19 protein-coding genes are annotated in these 22,754 nt (G+C 63.7%); 5 read left to right on the top strand and 14 right to left on the bottom strand.

The window, feature by feature from the left end; all coding sequences use genetic code 11:
- Positions 1 to 4 precede the first annotated feature (4 nt).
- On the bottom strand, positions 5 to 901 hold the full coding sequence (locus ACP2YO_RS30525; protein WP_426434847.1) for a LysR family transcriptional regulator: 897 nt from the start codon (positions 899 to 901) through the stop codon (positions 5 to 7).
- A 245-nt stretch (positions 902 to 1,146) separates the two neighbouring features.
- Here ACP2YO_RS30525 and ACP2YO_RS30530 point away from each other — a divergent pair, with 245 nt between their 5' ends.
- Genes ACP2YO_RS30530 through ACP2YO_RS30550 form a run of 5 tightly spaced genes read left to right on the top strand, consistent with a single transcriptional unit; the run spans position 1,147 to position 7,123 of the window.
- Complete coding sequence (locus ACP2YO_RS30530) at positions 1,147 to 1,623, top strand: formate dehydrogenase subunit gamma (RefSeq protein WP_426434848.1); 477 nt, start codon at positions 1,147 to 1,149, stop codon at positions 1,621 to 1,623.
- Complete coding sequence (locus tag ACP2YO_RS30535) at positions 1,620 to 3,176, top strand: formate dehydrogenase beta subunit (RefSeq protein ID WP_426434849.1); 1,557 nt, start codon at positions 1,620 to 1,622, stop codon at positions 3,174 to 3,176. The genes ACP2YO_RS30530 and ACP2YO_RS30535 overlap by 4 nt, the downstream gene beginning before the upstream one ends.
- An 11-nt stretch (positions 3,177 to 3,187) precedes the next feature.
- Positions 3,188 to 6,079 carry a formate dehydrogenase subunit alpha gene (gene fdhF, locus ACP2YO_RS30540; RefSeq protein ID WP_426434850.1) on the top strand — a complete coding sequence of 964 codons (2,892 nt, stop codon included), beginning with the start codon at positions 3,188 to 3,190 and terminating at the stop codon, positions 6,077 to 6,079.
- 2 nt (positions 6,080 to 6,081) lie between these two features.
- Positions 6,082 to 6,918, top strand: coding sequence for a formate dehydrogenase accessory sulfurtransferase FdhD (fdhD, locus tag ACP2YO_RS30545; protein ID WP_426434851.1), 837 nt, complete (start codon positions 6,082 to 6,084; stop codon positions 6,916 to 6,918).
- Positions 6,902 to 7,123, top strand: coding sequence for a formate dehydrogenase subunit delta (locus ACP2YO_RS30550; protein ID WP_426434852.1), 222 nt, complete (start codon positions 6,902 to 6,904; stop codon positions 7,121 to 7,123). Before fdhD ends, ACP2YO_RS30550 begins: the two co-directional genes overlap by 17 nt.
- 9 nt (positions 7,124 to 7,132) lie before the next feature.
- Here ACP2YO_RS30550 and ACP2YO_RS30555 read toward each other — a convergent pair whose 3' ends face one another.
- The 13 genes from ACP2YO_RS30555 to ACP2YO_RS30615 form a co-directional block, all read right to left on the bottom strand.
- Entirely contained in the window at positions 7,133 to 10,093 is a 2,961-nt protein-coding gene (locus ACP2YO_RS30555) for a bifunctional [glutamine synthetase] adenylyltransferase/[glutamine synthetase]-adenylyl-L-tyrosine phosphorylase (RefSeq protein ID WP_426434853.1), read from the bottom strand.
- A complete protein-coding gene (locus ACP2YO_RS30560) occupies positions 10,090 to 11,544 on the bottom strand; it encodes an ATP-binding protein (RefSeq protein ID WP_426434854.1) in 1,455 nt (484 codons plus the stop codon). Before ACP2YO_RS30560 ends, ACP2YO_RS30555 begins: the two co-directional genes overlap by 4 nt.
- Before the next feature lie 610 nt (positions 11,545 to 12,154).
- Complete coding sequence (locus ACP2YO_RS30565; RefSeq protein ID WP_426434855.1) at positions 12,155 to 12,454, bottom strand: HU family DNA-binding protein; 300 nt, start codon at positions 12,452 to 12,454, stop codon at positions 12,155 to 12,157.
- Between the two features lie 322 nt (positions 12,455 to 12,776).
- A complete protein-coding gene (locus ACP2YO_RS30570) occupies positions 12,777 to 13,082 on the bottom strand; it encodes a putative quinol monooxygenase (protein ID WP_426434856.1) in 306 nt (101 codons plus the stop codon).
- 49 nt (positions 13,083 to 13,131) lie between these two features.
- Entirely contained in the window at positions 13,132 to 14,535 is a 1,404-nt protein-coding gene (locus tag ACP2YO_RS30575; RefSeq protein WP_426434857.1) for an amidase, read from the bottom strand.
- An 85-nt stretch (positions 14,536 to 14,620) separates the two neighbouring features.
- Positions 14,621 to 15,382: an SDR family NAD(P)-dependent oxidoreductase gene (locus ACP2YO_RS30580; RefSeq protein ID WP_426434858.1), complete on the bottom strand. Its 762-nt coding sequence runs from the start codon at positions 15,380 to 15,382 to the stop codon at positions 14,621 to 14,623.
- Positions 15,383 to 15,436: 54 nt separating this feature from the next.
- A complete protein-coding gene (locus ACP2YO_RS30585) occupies positions 15,437 to 16,147 on the bottom strand; it encodes an ABC transporter ATP-binding protein (RefSeq protein ID WP_426434859.1) in 711 nt (236 codons plus the stop codon).
- Positions 16,137 to 16,856 (bottom strand): ABC transporter ATP-binding protein, encoded by a 720-nt coding sequence (locus ACP2YO_RS30590; protein ID WP_426434860.1) that lies wholly within the window; start codon positions 16,854 to 16,856, stop codon positions 16,137 to 16,139. The genes ACP2YO_RS30585 and ACP2YO_RS30590 overlap by 11 nt, the downstream gene beginning before the upstream one ends.
- 2 nt (positions 16,857 to 16,858) lie before the next feature.
- Positions 16,859 to 17,932 (bottom strand): branched-chain amino acid ABC transporter permease, encoded by a 1,074-nt coding sequence (locus tag ACP2YO_RS30595; RefSeq protein WP_426434861.1) that lies wholly within the window; start codon positions 17,930 to 17,932, stop codon positions 16,859 to 16,861.
- Positions 17,933 to 17,944: 12 nt separating this feature from the next.
- A complete protein-coding gene (locus ACP2YO_RS30600) occupies positions 17,945 to 18,811 on the bottom strand; it encodes an ABC transporter permease subunit (RefSeq protein ID WP_426434862.1) in 867 nt (288 codons plus the stop codon).
- Positions 18,812 to 18,906: 95 nt separating this feature from the next.
- Positions 18,907 to 20,157 carry an urea ABC transporter substrate-binding protein gene (locus ACP2YO_RS30605; protein ID WP_426434863.1) on the bottom strand — a complete coding sequence of 417 codons (1,251 nt, stop codon included), beginning with the start codon at positions 20,155 to 20,157 and terminating at the stop codon, positions 18,907 to 18,909.
- A 35-nt stretch (positions 20,158 to 20,192) separates the two neighbouring features.
- Positions 20,193 to 21,188 (bottom strand): acetamidase/formamidase family protein, encoded by a 996-nt coding sequence (locus ACP2YO_RS30610; protein WP_426434864.1) that lies wholly within the window; start codon positions 21,186 to 21,188, stop codon positions 20,193 to 20,195.
- A 17-nt stretch (positions 21,189 to 21,205) separates the two neighbouring features.
- The gene (locus tag ACP2YO_RS30615) at positions 21,206 to 22,621 is read right to left on the bottom strand and encodes an amidase (protein WP_426434865.1); all 1,416 of its coding nucleotides are present in this window, start codon (positions 22,619 to 22,621) and stop codon (positions 21,206 to 21,208) included.
- Between the last annotated feature and the right edge of the window lie 133 nt (positions 22,622 to 22,754).

Below are 22,754 nucleotides of genomic sequence, written 5' to 3' on the forward strand. Positions count from 1 at the left end.
CTCCCTATTGCGCCTCCAGCGTCGGCGCGATCTCACGCGCGACCTGCACTAGCGCCGCGATCAGTGGCGTCATCGGGTCGCGCTGCGGGATCACCATGCCGATGCTGTAGTTGACGACGGGATCGACGATCGGGATGCTGCGGACCGCATCGGCCAGCCCCAGCGTCTCGGCAAGCTTCGCCGGCATCACGCTGGCCCAACGGCCGGTCTTCACGTGGGTGTAGAGCACCAGCAGCGAGTTCGAGGTCAGCGTCGGTTTGGCCTCGGCGCCGACCGAGGTCAGCGCGCGGTCGATGATGCGGCGGTTCTGCATGTCGGGCGTGAGCAGGCAAAGCGGCACCTGCCCGACCTCCTTCCAGGTCACCTGCTTGCGGTCACCGAACATGGCGTCCGGCGCCGTCAGCAGGCGATAGCTCTCGTTGTAGAGAGGGATGGTGCGGACCTTGCCGATCGGTTCGTTCTCGATATAGGTCAGCCCCGCATCGACCTCGAGATTTTCCAGAAGTCCCAGCACATCGGCCGACGTGCAGGACTGGATCCGGAAGCGTACTTCGGGATGCTTTGCCCGGTACGGCGTCGTCAGCGACGCCACCATGCCGAGCACGGTCGGGATCGCGGCGATCCGGATTTCGCCCGACAGCTTGTCCTTGAGGCCGTTGATCTCCTGCTTCATCGCCCGCGTATCGCCGACGATGCGCCGCGCCCAGTCGAGCGTGCGTTCGCCTTCTGGCGTGAAACCCTGGAAGCGGGATCCGCGCTGTACCAGCATGACGCCGAGGATTTCCTCGAGTTGCTTGAGGCTGGTCGACATGGTCGGCTGGGTGACGCCGCAGGCCTCCGCCGCCCGCCCGAAATGCCGCTCCTTGGCCAGCGCCAGCAGAAGTTCCAGCTTGTCGATCAAGGACCAAACCCCATCGCGAAACGGTGCCCCAACACAGCCACGGATATCACGGCCGCCGGGCGATCCCTAACCCCAAAGGCGGCCCGGAAGTCCGTGATTTCAGATCATTATTGCGATCATAAATCGCCCGATCGGGCAACGCTATTAATCGCATTTCGCAATCGCAGCATGAGACAGCTTTATTGATGTTTTGAAGGATTCCAATTCACATATGGGACTGGAGAAACCAGATCGTGAGTGCGCAGATGACATCGAGATACGAACCCTGGAACGAGGCGCGCGGCGCCGAGATCATCGCCGGGCATGCCAAGGTCGAAGGCGCCACGCTGGTCATCCTGCACGCGCTCCAGGAAGCGTTCGGCTATGTGCCGGCGCCGGCGATCCCGATGGTCGCCGAGGCGCTCAGCCTCACCCGCGCCGAGGTGCACGGCGTGTTCACGTTCTACCACGACTTCCGCAAACAGCCGGCCGGACGGCATGTCCTGAAGCTCTGCCGCGCCGAGGCCTGCCAGGCCGCCGGCGGCGACGCATTGACCGCGCGCGCGGAGGCGAAACTCGGCGTTTCCATTGGAAACACCACGGCCGATGACCGCGTGACGCTGGAGCCGATCTACTGCCTCGGCCTCTGCGCCACCGCCCCGTCGGCGATGTTCGATGGCCGCGTGGTCGGTCGGCTCGACGAAACCCGTCTCGACGCGCTGGTCGCGGAGGCACAGCGATGACGATGCGCATCTTCATTCCCCGTGATGCCGGAGCGGTCGCCGTCGGCGCCGATGACGTCACGCTCGCATTCGAGCAGACCGCCGCGCAGCGCGGCGTCTCGGTCGAGATCGTCAGGACCGGTTCGCGCGGGTTGTACTGGCTGGAGACGATGGTCGAATTGGCGACGGCGCAAGGCCGCGTCGCGTTCGGTCCGGTGACCACAGCGGATGTCCCTGCCCTGCTCGATGCGATGGCCGGCAACGGACCGCATCCGCTGCGGCTTGGTGTCACAGACGAGATCCCCTGGCTGAAGCGCCAGACCCGCCTGACCTTCGCCCGCTGCGGCGTGATCGATCCGCGTTCGGTCGACGACTACCGCGCCCATAGCGGCTACAAGGGCCTGGAGCGGGCGCTGACGCTGACGCCGGACCAGATCCTCGCCGACGTCACCACCTCAGGCTTGCGTGGCCGCGGCGGCGCCGGCTTCCCCACTGGCATCAAGTGGAAGACGGTGGCGCAGGCCAGCGCCGACCGCAAATTCATCGTCTGCAACGCCGACGAAGGCGACAGCGGCACCTTTGCTGACCGCATGATCATGGAGGGCGATCCCCTCGTGGTCATCGAAGGCATGACGATTGCAGGTATCACCGTCGGCGCCACCGAAGGTTACATCTACATCCGCTCGGAATATCCGCACGCGGTCGAGGCGATGAACGCGGCGATTGCGGCGGCCAGGAAGTCCGGCTATCTCGGCGACCGTATCGGGGGCTCTGCGCACAGCTTCGATCTCGAGGTGCGCGTCGGCGCCGGGGCCTATGTCTGCGGCGAAGAGACCTCGCTGCTGGAAAGCCTCGAGGGCCGCCGCGGCATCGTGCGAGCAAAACCGCCGCTGCCGGCGCACAAGGGGCTGTTCGGCAAGCCGAGCGTGATCAACAACGTGCTGTCGTTCGCGGCGATCCCCTTCATCCTCGACAACGGCGCCAAGGCCTATGCCGATTTCGGCATGGGCCGCTCGCGCGGCACGATGCCGATCCAGCTCGCCGGCAACATCAGATATGGCGGGCTGTTCGAGACCGCGTTCGGCGTCACGCTTGGCGAGCTCGTCGACGAGATCGGCGGCGGCACCTTCACCGGGCGCCCGGTGCGCGCGGTCCAGATCGGCGGTCCGCTCGGCGCTTATTTCCCGCGCGCGCTGTTCGATACACCATTCGACTACGAGTCATTCGCCGCCCGCGACGGCCTGATCGGCCATGGCGGCGTCGTCGTGTTCGACGACAGCGTCGACATGGCGAAACAGGCGCGCTTCGCGATGGAGTTCTGCGCCATTGAATCCTGCGGCAAGTGCACGCCGTGCCGGATCGGCTCAACCCGCGGCGTCGAGACCATCAACAAGATCATCGATGGCGAACGCGTGGCCGAAAACCTCGCGGTGGTCGAAGACCTCTGCAACACCATGAAATTCGGCTCGCTCTGCGCACTCGGCGGTTTCACACCCTACCCCGTGATGAGCGCACTGAAACATTTCCGGGAAGATTTTGGCCCGGGCACCGCACGCCTCCAGGCCGCGGAATAAAGGAGATCACGATGTCGCTGATCCAGGAAACCGATTTCGGCACACCCAAGTCCAAATCCGAGACGATGGTTACGCTGACCATCGACGGCAAGAGCGTCACAGTGCCCGAGGGCACCTCGATCATGCGCGCAGCGATGGAATCAGGCACCCAGATCCCGAAACTGTGCGCGACCGATATGGTCGACGCCTTCGGCTCCTGCCGGCTCTGTCTGGTCGAGATCGAGGGCCGCGCCGGCACGCCCGCTTCCTGCACCACGCCCGCCATGAACGGCCTTGTCGTCCACACCCAGAGCGAGCGGCTGAAGAAGCTACGCAAGGGCGTGATGGAGCTCTATATCTCCGACCATCCGCTGGACTGCCTGACCTGTGCGGCGAACGGCGATTGCGAATTGCAGGACATGGCGGGCGCGGTCGGCTTGCGCGATGTCCGCTACGGCTATCAGGGCGAGAACCATGTGTTCGCCAAGTCTTCTAACAATATGTCGCAGGGCTGCGACAACGACGCCTGGATGCCGAAGGACGAATCCAATCCCTATTTCACTTACGATCCCTCGAAGTGCATCGTCTGCTCGCGCTGCGTTCGCGCCTGCGAGGAGGTGCAAGGCACGTTCGCGCTGACGATTTCCGGCCGCGGCTTCGACAGTCGCGTCTCGCCCGGCATGAGCGAGAGCTTCCTCGGCTCCGAATGCGTCTCCTGTGGCGCCTGCGTGCAGGCCTGCCCGACCGCAACGCTGACGGAAAAGTCCGTGATCGAGATCGGCCAGCCCGAGCACTCCGTCGTCACCACCTGCGCCTATTGCGGGGTCGGATGCACCTTCAAGGCGGAGATGCGCGGTGAGGAAGTCGTGCGCATGATGCCCTACAAGGACGGCAAGGCCAATCGCGGCCATTCCTGCGTCAAGGGCCGCTTCGCCTGGGGCTACACCACGCACAAGGAACGCATTCTGAAGCCGATGATCCGCGAACGGATCGAGGACCCCTGGCAGGAAGTGTCCTGGGACGAAGCCTTCAACTTCGCCGCCGCCAAATTCAAGGGCATCCAGCAGAAGTACGGCCGCGATGCGGTCGGCGGCATCACCTCGTCGCGCTGCACCAATGAAGAAACCTACCTGGTGCAGAAGCTGATCCGCGCCGGCTTCGGCAACAACAATGTCGACACCTGCGCCCGCGTCTGCCACTCGCCGACCGGCTACGGCCTGTCGCAGACCTTCGGCACCTCGGCCGGCACCCAGGATTTCGACTCGGTCGAGCATACCGATGTCGTCATGGTGATCGGCGCCAATCCGGCGGCCGCCCACCCGGTGTTCGCCTCGCGCATGAAGAAGCGGTTGCGCCAGGGCGCGAAGCTGATTGTGGTCGATCCGCGCCGCACCGAGATGGTGGAATCGCCGCATATGAAGGCGCTGCACCTGCCGCTGCTGCCCGGCACCAACGTCGCCGTGCTCACCGCACTGGCCCACGTCATCGTCACCGAAGGGCTCGTCGACGAGGCCTTCGTGCGCGAGCGCTGCGATTGGAGCGAGTTCGAGGACTGGGCGGCTTTCGTCTCCGATCCCAAGAACAGCCCGGAAGCCACCGCCATCATGACCGGCGTCAATCCGAAGGACCTGCGCGAGGCGGCGCGGACCTTCGCCACTGGCGGCAACGGCGCAATCTATTACGGGCTCGGCGTCACGGAGCACAGCCAGGGCTCGACCACGGTGATCGCGATCGCCAACCTCGCGATGGTGACCGGCAATATCGGCCGTCCCGGCGTCGGCGTGAACCCGCTACGCGGTCAGAACAACGTGCAGGGTTCCTGCGACATGGGCTCGTTCCCGCACGAACTGCCTGGCTACCGCCATATTTCCGGCGATGCCGTCCGCGACCAGTTCGAGGCGATGTGGAACGTCAAGCTAAACAAGGAGCCGGGCCTGCGCATCCCCAACATGTTCGACGCCGCGATCGAGGGCACCTTCATGGGGCTCTATGTGCAGGGCGAGGACATCCTGCAGTCCGACCCCAACACCAAGCACGTGGTGGCGGCGCTGTCCTCGATGGAATGCGTGATCGTCCATGACCTGTTCCTGAACGAGACCGCGAACTACGCCCACGTGTTCCTGCCCGGCTCGACCTTCCTGGAGAAGGACGGCACGTTCACCAATGCGGAGCGGCGGATCCAGCGCGTGCGCAAGGTGATGACGCCGCGCAACGGCTACGCCGACTGGGAGGTGACGATCCTGCTCAGCAAGGCGATGGGCTTTGAGATGCACTACAACCATCCCTCCGAGATCATGGACGAGATCGCGGCGCTGACGCCGACCTTCGCCGGCGTGTCGTACACAAAACTCGACGAGCTCGGCTCGGTGCAGTGGCCATGCAACGAGAAGGCGCCGGAGGGCACGCCGGTGATGCACATCGGCGGCTTCGTGCGCGGCAAGGGCAAGTTCATCATCACCGAATATGTCGCAACCGACGAGCGCACCGGCCCGCGATATCCGCTGCTGCTCACCACCGGCCGCATCCTCAGCCAATACAATGTCGGCGCGCAGACCCGCCGCACCGAGAACGTGGTCTGGCATGCCGAGGACCGGCTGGAAATCCATCCGCACGACGCCGAACAGCGTGGCGTGCGCGACGGCGACTGGGTGCGGCTGGCCAGTCGCGCCGGCGAAACCACGTTGCGCGCCCTGATCACCGACCGCGTCGCGCCCGGCGTGGTCTACACCACCTTCCACCACCCGGACACGCAGGCCAACGTCATCACGACCGAGTTCTCGGACTGGGCGACCAATTGTCCGGAGTACAAGGTCACCGCGGTGCAGATCTCGCCGTCGAACGGTCCGAGCGCCTGGCAGAAAGCCTATGACGAGCAGGCACGGCATTCCCGGCGCATCGCGCCGGTGGTGGAAGCCGCGGAGTAACGATGCGCGATCCCGTCCACAAGGCGAACCGGAAGGTCTGGCGCAACGGCGCGTTCAGCGAGGGCGCGCGCCTGATCCCGGAGGAGACCGCGCTGGCGCTGACCTACAACGGCGGCACCTACGCCGTGATGATGGGCACGCCTGAGGACCTCGGCGATTTTGCCACGGGCTTCAGCCTGAGCGAGGGCATCGTGCAGTCGGCCGACGAGATCGAGACACTCAACATAGTCGAGCTCGACGACGGGATCGAGCTTCGGATGTGGCTGAAGCCGGAGAAGGCCGCGCTGATCGCCCAGCGCCGGCGGAATATCGCCGGACCCACGGGTTGCGGCCTCTGCGGAATCGATTCCATCACTGAAGCGGTTCGGCCGGCCGCAATCGTGTCGGCGGGCCGTTCGTTCTCGCCGCGCGAGATCATGACCGCGGCGGCGGCAGTCGCGCCGCTGCAGGAGATCAATCATCAGACCCGCGCGGTACATGCTGCCGCGTTCTGGACGCCGGCACGCGGGATCGTGGCGCTGCGCGAGGATGTCGGCCGTCACAACGCACTCGACAAGCTCGCCGGCGCGCTTGCCCGCGACAAGGCCGGGACGAGCGAGGGCATGGTGGTGTTGACCAGCCGCGTCTCGGTTGAAATGGTGCAGAAGACCGCGGCGATCGGCGCGCCACTGATGGTCGCGGTGTCGGCCCCGACCGCGCTTGCGCTGCGGATGGCTGATGCCGCCGGCATCACGCTCGTCGGGGTCGCCCGCTCGGACGGATTTGAATTGTTCACGCATCCGGAGCGCGTCACGGGCGCGGCGACCGGCAAGGAGTCCGCTTATGTCGTCGTCGCCTGACAGACTGGTTTATATGGCGAACCAGATTGGAAAGTTCTTCCACAGCCAAGGCCACGACCGCGCGGTGCAAGGCATCTCCGAGCACATCTGGAAGTTCTGGGATCCCCGCATGCGCAAGCAGATCTTCGCCCATCTCGACGCCGGTGGCGCCGGCCTCGACCCCGACGTCCTCGACGCGCTGCAGAAGCTCAAGCAGCAGGCGTAGCTCGCGCTCCTAGCCGCCCACAATCGCGTTGAAGACGCGGCGCACGTCGCCCTGCGTCTCGCGCAGGCGGGCTTCCAGCGTGGAGAAATCCGGCGTGTCCCCGGCCCGCGCCATCACGCGCAGCAGGTCCTCGCCGGCAGATTCCGGATTGAATTTGCCGATCACACAGAGCCGCAGGATTTGCGTGAGGTCGTGATAGAGCCGCGCCGCCGAGCGCAATATCTCGGCCTCGGACTGACCGAGCAGGCCGAGCCTGGCCGCATTGTCGAGCACCTGCAACGTCGAGACGCTGAGGATTCCGGGCTTCGCCGCCGCATGCACGAGCTGGAGATACTGCGCGATGAAATCGATATCGACGAGGCCACCGGCGGCGAGCTTAAGGTCCCAGACGTCGTCCTCGCCCTTCTCCAGCGCGATGGCGCGCCGCATGTCAGCGACATCGGCGGCGGTGCTCGCCGCATCGCGCGGCCGCGTCAGCACATCGCGGATGATCGCCTCGATCTTCGCGCCGAACTGCGGTGACGCCGAGATCACCCGCGCGCGCGTCAGCGCCATATGCTCCCAGGTCCAGGCCTCGCGCTCCTGGTAATCGGCGAACGAGTCGATCCGCGAGGCGACCGGGCCGGCGCGGCCCGACGGCCGCAGCCGCATGTCCACCTCGTAGAGCACGCCGTAATTGGTGCGCGTCGTGAACGCGCTGATCAGGCGCTGGGTGAAGCGGGCAAAATATTGCGCACCATGCAGCGGCCGCTCGCCATCGGAGTCCGGCGCCTCGGTGTCGTAGTCGTAGAGCAGGATCAGATCGAGGTCGGAGGATGCCGTCATCTCGCGGCTGCCGAGCCGGCCCATCGCGATGATCGCGGTCTCCTGCCCCTTGATCCGGCCATATTGTGCGGCGAACTGGTCGGTGACGAGGCCGTGCACGGTGTGCACGATGCCCTCGGCGACATCGGCAAAGGCAATGCTGGCGTGCTGCGCCGAGACGGTGCCGGAGAGAATGCGGGTGCCGATCAGGAACAGGCTCTCCTGGCCGAACAGCCGCAGGCGGTCGAGGAAATCCTCGTAGGAGGACGCATCCTGCAGCGTCATCGCCAGACGCTCCGACAGCTCCTTCCTGTCCGGCATCGCCCCGAAGAAACGCGGGTCGATCAGGCCGTCCATGATCTGCGGTTGGCGCGCCAGCATGTCGCCGAGCCGCGGCGCCGCACCGAGGATCAGCGCCACCAGCGCGACCAGGTCGCGGTTCTGGCTGAGCAGCGAGATCAGCCTTGCGCCGCGCTGCAGCGCGCCGAGGAAACGGTCGAACGCCGCCACCGCATCGTCCGGATCCTCGGCATGCGCGAGGCCGTCGATCAGGCCGGGAAGGAACTCCAGGAACGCCGCGCGCGTCGCCTCCACGCGCAGCGCCCGGTAGTCGCCCTCGATCCACTGCCGCACCGTCACAGCGACCGCAACGGGCTTCTTGAAGCCGAGATGGGCGAGGTGCTCGAGCAGCCGGGGGTCTTCGGGCCCGGCGCCGTAGTTGATCTGCGGCAGCGTCGCGCTGCCGGTCGGATCGTCGCCCTCGAACAGCCTGCCGTAATGGCTTTGAACGATCTTGAGGTGACCGAGCAGATCGTTCGCGAACGCCTCGCGATTCTCGTAACCAAAGAAATGCGCAAAGCACTCGACCGCATCCGCTTCTTCAGGCAGCGAATGGGTCTGCTCGTCTGCGATCATCTGCAGCCGGTGCTCGACCCGGCGCAAGAACTCGTACGCCGCCGTCAGTTCGTCGCGTGCCTCGTAGGTGATCCAATTGCTGTCGGCGAGCACATTCAACGCCTCCAGCGTCGGCCGCACGCGCAGGTCCGGGTGCCGGCCGCCGGCAATCAGCTGCTGGGTCTGGGCGAAGAACTCGATTTCGCGGATGCCACCGCGGCCGACCTTGACGTTATGACCCTCGACCGAGATCTCGCTCTGGCCGCGATAGGTCTGCATCTGCCGCTTCATGTCGTGGACGTCGGCAAGCGCCGCAAAGTCCAGATGCTTGCGCCACACGAACGGCGCGAGTTCGGCGACCAGCGCATCGCCGGCCCTGGGATCGCCGGCGCAGGGCCGCGCCTTGATCATCGCGGCGCGCTCCCATGTGCGCCCCTCGCGCTCGTAGTAATGCAGCGCGGCGCCGGTCGAGATCGCGACCTGGGTCGAGGCCGGGTCGGGTCGCAGCCGCAGGTCGACGCGGAACACGTAGCCCTCGCCTGACCGCTGTTGCAGTATCCGGGCCATTGCCTGTGTGACGCGGACGAAGAACGGCTGCGGCTCGATGTCTTCGACAAGCGAGGTCGCCGCGGGATCGAAGAATACGATCAGGTCGATGTCGCTGGAGTAGTTCAGCTCGCCGGCACCCATCTTGCCCATCGCCAGCACGATCAGTCCGGAACCCTCTTCGGGGTGTTCAGCGTCGACGGCGGTCATCCTGCCGCGGGCCACTTCCTGCCGGAACAAATAGCGCAGCGCCGATTGCACCGAAGCCACCGCCACGTCGGTCAGCGCCGCGGTCACCCGCATCACCGGCCAGACGCCGCCGATGTCGCACAGTGCGATCAGGAGGGCGGCCTCCGCCTTCATGCGGCGGAGCAGATGCATGACATCGGCCTCGCTGCCGGCCGAAAACACCTCTCGCGAGGTCTCGTCGATCAACGCCGCGAGGTGCGACTCCGGGTCGCATGATAGGATCCGGATCAACCTGATGGCGTCGGCGCGCGCGAGCTCGAACAGATAGGGCGAGAACTCGGCGATGCCGCACAGGATGTCCCGTGCGGACGGATGCGCCAGCAGCACATCGAGCGCAGCCGATTGCGCCGGTTCGAGCTCGGCGAACCAGTCGGTCAGGCGTTGGTCTGCGGATAGGGATGCGGCGACACGCGGTCCGTCCGCGAACCGCGCGGCCAGACGATGTCGATCCGCGTTCCCCGGCGCGGCGGCATTCATGCGGCCTTCTGTGGCACATCCTGCGTTTGAGCCGCAAGCCTGTCACTGCCGCCGACACGGACGGGCAGCGCCAGCGTCGCGACCAGGCCAGGGTGCGAATCGCCGAACCGGAGCTCGCCGCCATGAAGCGTGGCGACAGCCGAGGCCAGGCTGAGGCCGAGACCGGACCCGGGCAAGGTGCGGCTGGCCTCGAGCCGCACAAAGCGCTCGACTGCGTGCTTGCGGTCGCCCTCGGGAATGCCGGGACCGTGGTCGGTGACGCTGAGCAGGACCTGGTTGCCCTCGCGCCGCGCCTCGATCAGGATTTCCCGGGCGGCGGCATTCAGCGACTGCACGGCGGCATCGGGTTTGCCGTATTTGATCGCATTCTCGACCAGGTTGGCGAGGGCCTGACTGATCAATTCACGGTTGCCGTGGATCGGCGCCGGAGCGGCCTTTACCCGCAACGTCACGCCATCGTCCTCGGCGAGCGGCTCGTAGAGTTCGTGGATGCCGTTGGCGACGTCGGCGGCGTCGAAATCATCCATGTTGCCGCGCGCCTGGCCGGATTCGGCGCGTGCGATCATCAACAGCGCATTGAAGGTGCGGATCAGGCCGTCGGATTCCTCGATCGTGCGTTCGAGCGCCGCGCGATAGTCGGCCTCGCAACCGGACCTCGCCAGCGCCTCCTCGGCGCGATTGCGCAGCCGCGTGAGCGGCGTCTTGAGGTCATGGGCGATATTATCGGAGACTTCCTTCAGGCCCATCATCAGCGCCTCGATGCGCTCCAGCATGGCGTTGAGGTTTTCCGCCAGGCGGTCGAGCTCGTCGCCGCTGCGGCCGACCGGAAGCCGGCCGGAGAGATCGCCCGCCATGATGCGCTTCGTGGTGCCAGTCATGGCGTCGATCCGGTGCAGCACGCGGCGTGCGACGAAGATGCCACCGCCGATACCGAGCACCACGACGACCAGGATCGACCACTGGGCGGCCTTGGCGACGATCCCGAACAGCCGCCGCCGCTCCTCGAGGTCGCGGCCGACCAGCAGGCGGAAGCCGTTGGTCATCTCGGTGACGCGCACCAGCGCGCGATGGTCGGTGTTGTCCTGATCGTCGAGCCGCCGATAGGCGGTCTCCGACCAGCCCTGCGTTCCCATCACGCCCGGCGCCAGCGAGCCGACATTGCCGGCGAGTGCCTGGCCGTTCGGCGCGGTCACGAGATAAAGGTTGGCACCTGGTCGCAGCGCGCGGTTGCCCATGGTAAACAACAGCCCGCGCAGGCCTCGGCGGTTATAGATGTCGGTGATCTCCCCGATCTCCGAATTCACTGTCACAGTAATCTGCTCGGTGATCAGTCGCCGCGTGTTCCATGCGAAATAGGCCAGCAACGAGGCCGCAAACAGGGCAAACAGAAACAGGTAAACCAGCGTCAGCCGAAACGCCGTGGTGCGGATCAGTTTACCGAATGCCGTCACGGATCATGTACCTATTCTGATTCTGAGCGCTGTGCCTGCTGGTGCCGACCGTCGTATTTATTCGAATTTCCCTGTAATTACAAATCATTAGCCGAATGTATTCTCATCTGGCGTCGTAGAAAATCGTCGAACCCCGCCCACTTTTGGGTCGCTTTTGGAACGGCGAACCGTCGGGGCAAGGCATCCCGTGACGGCAAGTGGTAGCCGAAACAAGACGTTAAGGTGGCGCTCCATTCGAACCAAGTTAATTCCCCGCAAGCTGGTGCTCACGCGGACGGCGGGGGCTTTATCTGGTCGTGCGCGAGAGCGGAGATCGGGCGTGGGCCTCCGGCTTCACCGCCCTCGAAGGGCAAGCGGGTGCAGACAGAATTCGTGGAGGCCGGCGACCGCCCAAGGCAGCGGCTTTCTGTCTTAAGCAGCGCGCGAGAGAAGGCATGCGACTACAAGGTCGCTTCTCTTCGCTGGCGGTGAAGATGGTCATTTCAGTACGAGCGCACCGAATGGTAGCTGCTTGATGCCGCCCTCAGAAGAATAGGGTGCCAAGCTCGTTCTCGCTAGAAATGAGCGCGTGGGCAAACAGGTCCGTCGGGAACGGACTCGAAAGGACGCTTTATGAAACAGCGTCTTTGGCAACCTTGAGCGGAGACGCCTTGACGGATTTGCTGGCCGGCTTGGCCGCGAACACCATAGGCTCTTTGGTAAAGGGATTCACCCCATCCCGGGCTTCCGTTGCGGGCTTGTTCACGACCGACATTTTGACGAAGCCCGGAACAACGAATTCGCCTGATTCATTCAGCTCCTTATAGCCCACGCTCGCCATCTGCTCCACGACGGCTTTTACATCTCCCTTGGAGACTTGCGTCGCCTCTGCAATTGCATCGATCAACTGGTTCTTCGTCATCTTAGCCATGCTGGATTTCCTTATGTGCGGGCCGCACCGGATCTGCCGAATCGGCGCAATAATGCGCACCCGTCCAAATCACCGGTCGCCAACTCTCCGGGCTTAGAACCTATTGAAGCCAAAAACGCAAGAAGCAGCGCAACAACAATGTCAGGTCGTCACTGCTGGGCCAGGGTGCCGGGGTAGACCGATTCCAAACACCCGCCCGTACGCGATCGGGCGCAGGCACCGTAAGGCACGGTCCAACTACCCGCGCGCCTTTCGGAATGCATTCTTCTGAACAACCATATCGCCGTGGAACTCGAGCAGATCAAGACGGATTTTCTCCGGGTCAGGCACCCGACTTTGTTGATATCTCCGTCGACGTCACCACGATCACATCGCCGTCGAGGATAGCTTTGGCGATGCCAAAGAATCGCGCGACGGTTTCGGAATTGTTGTGCCGATTCATCGCGGCCTGATCCACAAACCGTTCGTAGGTGGTGAAGACGCTCGGGTCGGAGATATCCTGGGAGATATAGTAACCCATCGTCGTCGGCTCGTTACCGCGTACATTCTCGGCGACCTCGAGCAACGCCTGGCGCATCGCGGCTTCGCAGCCTTTCTTCGCTCGAATGATCGCGGTAATCGTCAACATGCATTCCTCCCGGCTCTTGGCTTGCGCTTGTGACCCACGGCCAGACCACTTACGCGACAGGAGGTCGCCGCGTGTGCCAGTCTGTCAAGGATTGGAAGGCGTGCGCTGCACGCGCAAGCCTATCCTCGGACAGATGCGGCCCGACCAGTTGCATGCTCAGTGGCATGTTGTCCGATGCCATTCCCATCGGCAGGGTAATCGTCGGACTGCCGCTAAAGTCGAAGACGGCTGTAAAGCGTAAAATGCTCAGCAATATGGTCGGATCGGCGCCGTACTCACTCATTTTCGAAAGCGTCGGTATCGGAACGGGCATTGTCGGAATCAGCAGCAGATCAATGTCTGAGAACAACGCAGCCAGTCGGCCGCTGAACTTCAGCCGTTCGTGATGGATCGCGGCGATGTCGACGCCGCTCATCGACTTGCCCTGCTCGATCAGCTGCGCGAGATCAGGACCGTATTCCGACTTGCGCGACGGATAGGTCTCGAGATGCGCCGCCGCCGTCTCCACCGAGCACATCGCAATCCACTGACTGACCAGCTTCTCGTAAGAAGGAAACTGCACCTGGCGGATGTCAGCACCGAGATCCACAAGCGTGCGCTCGGCTTCCAGCAAGGCGGCCACAACCTGCCGGTCTATTCCATCCTGGGTGTATTTGCGGTCCACCCCGATCTTCAGACCGCGTATGCCGTCTCCGATTCCGGCCAGATAGTTCGGCACAGGCGCCTGCAAGGCGGTTGGATCATTGACATCGGCGCCCGCGATGACGCCCAGCATCACCGCGGCATCCGCGGCGCTCCGGCACATCGGCCCAACATGATCGAGCGAATCCGCCAGCGGGAAGACGCCGTAGCGGCTGACACGTCCCCAGGTCGGCTTGATGCCGGTCAACCCACACGTCGCCGACGGAAACCTGATCGAACCGCCGGTGTCGCTGCCGATCGAGCCGTAGCAAAGCCCCGCTGACGTCGCTACGCCGGACCCGCTGGATGAGGAGCCGACCCAGTAGTTCGTGTTCCACGGATTGAGCGGAGCTTCCTCAGCAGGATGATGACTTGTATAGGCACCTTCCGTCATCTTCAGCTTTCCGAGCGTGACGGCGCCGGCGCGCTCGAGCCGATCCACGATCGTGGCGTTGAAGGACGGCACGAAGTTCGCGTGAATCGTCGTGCCGCCCGCGGTCGGCGCAAATGTCGTGTAGCAGAGGTCTTTCAGACCGATCGGAACACCATGCAGGGGGCCGCGCCAGATACCCTTTGCGATTTCGTCGTCGCGCTGCTTCGCCTGCGCGATCGCCCGCTCCGCGAGGACACGTGCATAACCATGAAACTCGCCGTCGAGCTTGGCGATCCGGTTCAGGATCGCCTCGGTGACCTCCGAAGGCAGCAGCTCGCCGCGACGAAACAATTCAGAAATTTCAGTGATCGACTTGTAGTGCAACGGATCCTCAGACATCTGACGCCCTGTTGTTGTCGGAAATGCTTGCTCGAACCGACGCCGCTGATGGCGCGGTCTCGTGCCTTCTACCTTCTCGAGGGGTCTAGAACTGAACCCCGCGCGTCAGGGCGCCGTCCACCACGAGGTTCGTGCCGGTGATGAAGCTCGCGGCCTTGCTCGCAAGAAACACGGCGGCATTCGCCATCTCCTGCGGCGTACCCATCCGGCCAGTCGGGTTGAGCGCCAACGCTGTCTTGTACAGTTCGGGGTTGCCGTCCTTGATCAGGTTCCAGACGCCACCCTCGAAATAGGTATTGCCCGGCGACACCGAATTCGCCCGGATGCCCTTGGCCGCGAGCTGGTTAGCCAGGCCCTGCGTGTAATGGATGATCGCAGCCTTGAAGGTGCCGTAGGGACCGCTCGCGAAATCGACTTCGCGTCCCGAGACGCTGGAGATGGTCACGATCGCGGCAGCGCTGCTCTTCTCCAGATACGGCATCGCCGCATTGACAAGCCGCACCGTGCCCATCATGTCGGTGGAGAATCCCTTTTCCCAGCTCTCTTCGTCCTGCCCGATCGACAGCGCGCTGACATTGGCGACGACGACGTCAATGCCGCCGAGCTTCGTTGCCATGTCGGCGACCCAAGCCTTGAGCGCCGGGCCGTTCGAGACGTCAGCCGTCCCACCGAACGCCGCAACGCCCTTGGCCTTGAGCACGGCGACTGCACTGTCGACGTCGGACTGGTTGCGTGCGCAGATACCGACATCGGCGCCTTCAGCTGCGAAGGTCTCGGCGATCGCCCTGCCGATCCCCTTGGTGCTGCCGGTGACGAGAACCCTTGCTCCCTTGAGTCCCAGATCCATGTTCGACTCCCCCTTCTTTTCAGAGAACGTATTGCTTCGTGTGTTGTGAGTTCGTCAAAGCAGCAGCTGCGCGCGGACATTGCCCGCGTTGACGTCCTCGCCGGTCAGCGAACGCGCGATCGTGCCCTTTTCCATGATGTAACAGCGCTGGGCGATCGCCAGGATCGTGTCGAGATTCTGCTCGACGAAGATGATCGTCGTCCCGAGTTCGTCCCGGAACGACTTCAAGGCTTCGCAGATGTGCAAGACGATCGACGGCTGGATGCCCTCGGACGGCTCGTCGAGGATCATCAACGAAGGATTGCCGATCAGCGCGCGCCCGATCGCGAGCTGCTGTTGCTCGCCGCCCGACATGGTGCCCGCGACCTGGCGTCGGCGCTCCTTCAATCGCGGAAAATATTCGTAGACCAGGTCCGGTAACTTCTTTCCGTCCGGGCCGCCGATCAGTTCGCCGACCTGCAGGTTTTCCTCTACACTCATCTGCGGAAACACGTCGCGGCCCTGCGGAATGTAGCCGAAGCCGGCGCGCGCTCGGGCGTCGGCTTCGAGCTGCGTTACGTCCTGATCCATGAAGGTGATCGTGCCGCGCCAGGTCTGGAGCAGACCGATCAGGCATCGCATCAAGGTCGACTTGCCGACGCCGTTGCGGCCGATCACGCCGACGATCTCGCCGCGCGAGACCGACATGCTGACGCCCTGCAGGATCGGCGTCGCGCCATAGCCCGCCCACAGTCCCGACACGTCGAGGATTCGATCAGTGGGCATGGGTCTTACCCAGGTAGATTTCCGCGACCTTCTCGTCCTCAAGGATGGCTTCGAGGCTGCCGCGCGCGAATATCTTGCCGAGATGCAGCACGGTGACACGCTGGGCGACCTGGCGCACGAACGCCATATCGTGCTCGACCACCAGAACCGTCATGCCCTCGGCGTTGAACGACTTGATGAGCTCGCCAGTCTTGAAGGTTTCCTCCGGCGACATCCCGGCCGTCGGCTCGTCCAGTAACAGGAGCTGCGGTTGCAGCGCCAGCGCCATGCCGATCTCAAGCCATTGCTGCTGGCCGTGCGACAGCGCGCCGGCCAGCTTGCCACTGTCCGGCGCCAGATTCAGCAGCGTCAGCAGGCGGTCTTCCTCGACGCTTCGTTCAGGCCCCGAGAAGCGTTCCTGCAGCGCGATCTGGATGTTCTGCCGCACCGGCAGTTCCTTGAAGACGCTCGGCGCCTGCATCTTGATGCTCATGCCCCGCTGCACCCGCGCATAGGGACGTTCGGCGGTAATATCGACCGTATCGAAGAAGATGCTGCCCTTGGTCGGGGGATAGAGGCCGACGATCAACTTGAACAGCGTGCTCTTCCCGGCCCCGTTGGGCCCGATCAGGCAGTGAATTTCTCCGGCGTTGACCGTCAGATCGACGTCAGAGACGGCCGTCAATCCGCCGAAGCGCTTGCTCACGTCTTTCACTTCGACCAGCGCCATGATCAAGTCTCATCCGATTGCAGGCGGCTGGCGTCAGCCAGCGCGGAACTCGCATCACCCCGCCGACGCCCAGTCCAGCGGTCGACAACAAACTTGCCGATGCCAAGCACAAAACCCTGCGGCGCCAGCATCACGGTGGCGAGCAGCAGCGCACCCATCAGAACCAGCGCCGTCTGCTGGCTATAGACCGTGATGGTCTGGAAGCCGAACAGCAACAGGAATGATCCAACCAGTGTCGCGGTCAGATCGCTGCGGCCGGAGAACGCCACCCACACGATCGGCATCGCGGCCGCCGGCAGGCCGATGCTGGATGGTGTGATGAACTGCCCCCAGGAGGTGTACAGCGCGCCGCTGAGACCGGCGAGGCCGCTGCCGATGACGAAGGTCAGGAGCTGATATTTGCGGACGTCATATCCGAGCATCTCGGCACGCTGCGGATTCTCCCGCGTCGCGACGATCACATTGCCGATCCCGGAGTTCACCAGCATGCGCAGCGCGAGATAGACGATCACGATGAGCGCGATCATGAGGTAATAGAGCGCCGAGCCCTCGATGTAGACGTCACCGATCGCGAGCGGGTCCATTCCTTTCATGCCGTTGAAGCCGTTCAGCCGCGCGGGACCGATGTGCCATTCCGGACCTGCCGTCTGTCCGAGAAAGAACGCAAGGACCAGCGTCGCCGACAGCGTCACGATGCCAAAGAAGATACCGCTGATGCCGCCCCAGATCATGAAGTAGCCGAGGATTCCGGCCGCAACCATCGCGACCATAACGGAGAGCACGAGTGCGGCGATCGTTGCCGAGCCGCCGCCCATGTCGATGGCGAGCACGCCATAGCCGTAGCCGGCGATACCGAAGAAGAAGGTCTGCCCGAACGACAGCATGCCGCCATAGCCCCACATCAGACAGAGGCCGAGCGCCATGAAGATCCAGATCAGGAAGTAGGAGAAGTTGCCGACGTCATAGGAGTCGGCGAACAGCGGATAGATCAGCGCGCAGACCAGCACGGCAAGGAAGCAGGACCAGAAGATCTTGCCCCGTCCGAGCGTCTGCCGACCATCGAGCAGCTTGAACATCAGCTTCCCCGCCTAGCGCCCACGACGAACCAGCACACTGGACAGTCCTTCGGGCAGCACACGTATGATCAGAATGACTGCAAACAGCATGCCTATCTGTCCAATGATCTGCCCGTAACTCGCGTTTAGTGTCATCCGGATCACCGCGAGGAACACCGCGGCCGGCGCGGTTCCGAGCAGGACATTCGCACCGCCGATCACTACCGTGACGAAACTCTCGACCACGAAGGTCGCGCCCATGGTCGGGATCAGCGTCATGGTCGGCGCATACAGCGCGCCACAGAGTCCCGCGAGGCCAGTCCCGATACCGAAACTGATCGCATAGATCCGCCCGGTGCGTGCCCCGAGCGCCTTCGCCATCGCCGCATTCTGCATGGTCGCTCGCGCGATGACGCCGAAGCGGGTCTTCATGAAGATGATGTAGAGGCCAACCAGCACTGCGACCGCACAGCCGAACAGCACGAGCCGATAGGTCGAGAACGTGTAGTCGCCGATCGCGAAGCTTCCCTCCGGCGTTCCGATGCCGCGCACCGCAGAGCCGACGATCAGCAGCATCGATTGCGTCACGATCAGGCTGAGGCCCCAGGTGGCAAGCAGCGAGTCGAGCGGACGCTTGTAACAGCGCCGCACGATGAGGAATTCGACGGCAACACCGATGAGCCCTGCCGTCAGCGCCGCAAGGATCTGGGCAATCGGGAGCGGTACGCCCAGATTCACGAGCCCGACGGTCACATAGGCGCCGCACATGATGAACTCGCCATGCGCCATGTTGATGACGCCCATCATCCCGAACACGATGGCAAGACCGGCGGCAGAGAGGATCAGGAACGCAAAGACGTCAGCGAACTGATAGAACAGCGAGAAGAGTTCAGCCGACATTCTGGCCTCCCTGATCGCGGCGCCGCATCATTGCGGCGCCGGCTCGGCTCGAAGCCTCGACACCCAGCACGAGCAAGATTCGTGCCCGAGATGTGTCACGACTTGCTGGGAAGATGGCTCGGCGTGTACTGATCCTTGTCGTTCTTCTTGGTGAGGTCGCAACCGATCTGGCCCAGCCAGTACGGCTGGATCGTTCCATAGTCCTTCTCGACCGTGACCTCGTGCTTGGGACCGACCGAGATCAGGCGCATCCGGTGAGACGTGTGCTGGCTCTTCGGATCGATGCAGACCTTGCCTTCGGGCGCATCGATGCAGGCATCACCCGTGGCAATCACCTTGCGTAAATCCTCGAGCTTGGTCGACTTCGCCTTCTCGACCAGCGTCTTGTACATGTAGAGCGCGTTGTAGGCGTTGTAGCCCATGTCGTTGATATAGAGCTCGTCGGGGAACTTGGCGTGCCAGCGCTTTTTGAAGTCGTTGGCTTCGGGTGTGTCGATCTCCTCGAACCAGTTCGCGGTGGCATGCATGTTGTTGAGGGCCGGTGGCTTGAAGCGCTTGTGCTCGAATCCGAGCATGATCTTGATCGACGAGCCCATCGGCAGGTTGAGGTTCGCCGCGGCGGCCTGCTCGAAGAACGAGTCCTGCGCGGCGCCGACATTGATCGTCAACAGCCAGTCCGGCTTTGCCTTCTGGATGTTCTGGATCGTCTGCGCGAACTGCGACACGCCGAGCGGGATGAACTCTTCGCCGACGACCTCGCCGCCGAGATCCTTCATGATCTTGCGGTTCCATTCCGCTGAGATCTGGCCGAAATTATAGTCGGCCGCGATGACGTAGACCTTCTTGCCGAACTTTTCGACCATCCACGGGATCAGGGTCGAGAACTGCTGCTCGGGCACCGCGCCCATGCTGATCATGCTGGCGTCGCAGACGCCGCCTTCATACTGGTTCGTATAGATGTATGGCGTGGAGGTGCGATCGACGATCGGACGCAGGGCCTCGCGCGAGGCCGAGGTGATGCCGCCGATCAGAACGTCGACCTTATCGCGATTGAGCAGCCTGCGGCCGAATTCCTGGTAGCGGGCGTTGTCGCCCTGCGGATCGAGATGGATCAGTTCGATCTGCCGTCCGAGAATGCCCCCGCTCTTGTTAATCTCCTCGACGGCCAGCTGCGAGCCATGAAGCTTCGGCATGCCCATGAACGCGAGATCGCCGGAGACGTCCTCGAGCAGGCCGACCTTCAGCGGCGGATCGGCCGCCTGAGCAACACCCAGCGCGGCCGTCCCGAGCACGGCGCCAAGAACGGCACCAAGAACGGCAATTCCAAGCATACGTCCGGAATTCATCGTGATGTCCTTTTGGTTTTGAAAACTGTTGGAAGTCATGCCTTGAGGTAATTCTTGAGGATTGACGCCCCCATCGTGTATTTCGGGTCGACCATGTTGCCGAGCCGCATGCGACCGGCCTGGCTGAGCAGCATGTAGGCGTCGATCTCGTCGAAGCCGTAATCGGCGCTCATCCATCGTACGAGCTCGCGATAGGCGATGCGGGCGGCGTCCTCCAGCGGGCGGGCGCTGCCGATCGTCATGATGAAGTCGCGGGTCTCGAGCCGCGGCCAGGCGAAGCTCCAGTTCTTGATCAGATCGATCTGCAGCGTAACCGTGGCACGCTGTTCCAGCGCAACGCCGGAGAGTTCGCCGTCACCCTGCGTGGCGTGACAGTCGCCAACATAGACCAACCCGCCTTCGCTGTGCACCGGGAAATAGATGATGGCGCCGGGCGCGACATCGGGCAGATCCATATTGCCGCCGTGATAGTCCGGCTGCAGCGAGGAGATCGCTTCGATCTCGGGCGAGACGCCGATCGTGCCGATGAACGGCTCGTAAGGCAGCGTGATCTTGTCGCTCCAACGCACGCCGTTCCTGTCGACATGCAGCTTCTTCACACGTTCCGGCAGCGGCGGATTGAGCAACGCCGTGGATGCGGTTCCGACCAGGCCGCCGAACTCCGGGATGATGCAGGTCGTTCCAGCCGGCTGCGCGCCGCGCGTCTCGACATCGCGGATATGGATGGCGAGGCAATCGCCCTTCCTGGCGCCCGTGACGGCGATCGGCCCGCATTGCGGGTTGAGGTAGGGAAAGTTCAGTTTTGCGGTGGGACTGTCGCTCTCGCTCGTGAGGACGCCACCAAACGCGTCCTCGGTTTCGACCACAACGACGTCGCCGGGATCAATCGAGAGGGTCGGCTTTGCGTAGGGTCCGTAGACGTAGTGGAAGCCACCCTGCTGCTCGATCGTCAGACTAAGGGTTGCACCGGTCGCGCCTTTTGCGACGGCCCGTTTCGCCATGATGGAACTGGTCAACCAATCTTCACTCATACCAGGGACTCCTCAACTCAGATCGCGGGATGGCGCTTGTGCCAGTCGGTGACGCGCTGGAATGCATCGCCCGCACGGACGAGGCTCGCTTCGTCGAAATGGCGGCCGACAAATTGGAAGGCAACCGGGCCGCCGTTTGGAGCGAAGCCGCCGGGAAGCGTGACGGTAGGGCTGCCGGTCATATCGAATGGACAGGTGAAGCGGAGCAGTCCGCCGATCAGGGAAGGGTCCTCGGTCAGCGTCGCCATCTTGGCGAGCGTGGGTGCGGCAAAGGCCTGGGCGGGGACCGCGATGAGATCGACCTTCTCGAACAGCAGCCGCAGCGCGCCCCGAAACGTCTCGCGCCGCAGCACGATCTTCTGATAGTCCATGCCGGACTGCTGCCGGCCGAGATCGAGCAGTCCCGCAAGTCCCGGGCCATACTCGTCCTTGCGTGATGGATAGGTCTCCTCATGCGCGACGGCCACTTCGATGCCGCACAGCGGGAACCAATCGTCGATCACGGCCACGGGATCGGGGAAAGTGATGTCCTTGATCTTCGCACCGAGATCGGCCGCAACGCGCAGGCCTTCGCTCAGCACCTTGCTCGCAGCCTCATCAGTGCCTTCGCTGGTCCAGCGCCGGTCGACCCCGATCACCACGCCGCGCAAATCGCCCGACAGGCCCGTGAGATAGTCGGGCACCGGTAACGGCACCGACGTCGTGTCCTTGGGATCCTGGCCCGCGATCGCGGCCAGGATGGCACCACAATCGACGGCGCTGCGCGCCATCGGCCCGATATGGTCAAGCGTAGCCGCGAGTTCGAAGGCGCCGTAACGGCTGACCCGTCCCCAGGTCGGCTTCAGGCCGGTGATGCCGTTGGCAGCCGAGGGAAAGCGGATCGATCCGCCAGTGTCGGTTCCGAGCGATCCGAAGCAGAGACCCGCCGCGGTGGCGGAACCCGAACCGCTCGACGAAGCGCCGGGCCAAAGATCCGCATTCCAGGGATTTTTCGGCGGGTCGATCTTCGGGTGATGGTCGGCATAGGCGCCCTCGGTCTGCTGCAGCTTGCCGAGGATGATCGCGCCGGCCTCCTTGAGCCGCACCACCACGGTGGCGTCCTCGCTCGGACGGAAGTCGCGATGGATGATCATGCCGTGCGCCGCCGGGGCGCCCTTGACCCAGCAGAGATCCTTGACCGCGATCGGTACGCCGTGCAGCGGTCCCTTGACCTTGCCGGACGCGATCTCCTTCTCGGCCACGGCCGCTTCCGCCAGCGCAAATTCGGCCATGACATAGGCGTAGCTCTTGAGCTTGCCGTCGAGCCGCTCGATCCGTTCGAGCATCGCTTTCGTCACTTCGACAGGCGACAGCTTCCTTGTGTGGATCTGCTGCCCGACCTCAACGAGTCCGAGATAGTGAAGATCTGGATAGTGAAGATCCGTCGTCGCCATCACCTTCATCCCCGCGTTCTCTATTGAGCCGAAGCGCAGGCACGACCGATCGCCGCGCATGCGTCTCCGGCTTGACGACGCGGATACGTCGCCAATTTCCCTGGCGGCAAAAGCAAAAAGCCACCCGTCCCTC

Origin of the sequence: Bradyrhizobium genosp. P (assembly GCF_049949265.1) — a bacterium.
GTDB lineage: Bacteria > Pseudomonadota > Alphaproteobacteria > Rhizobiales > Xanthobacteraceae > Bradyrhizobium.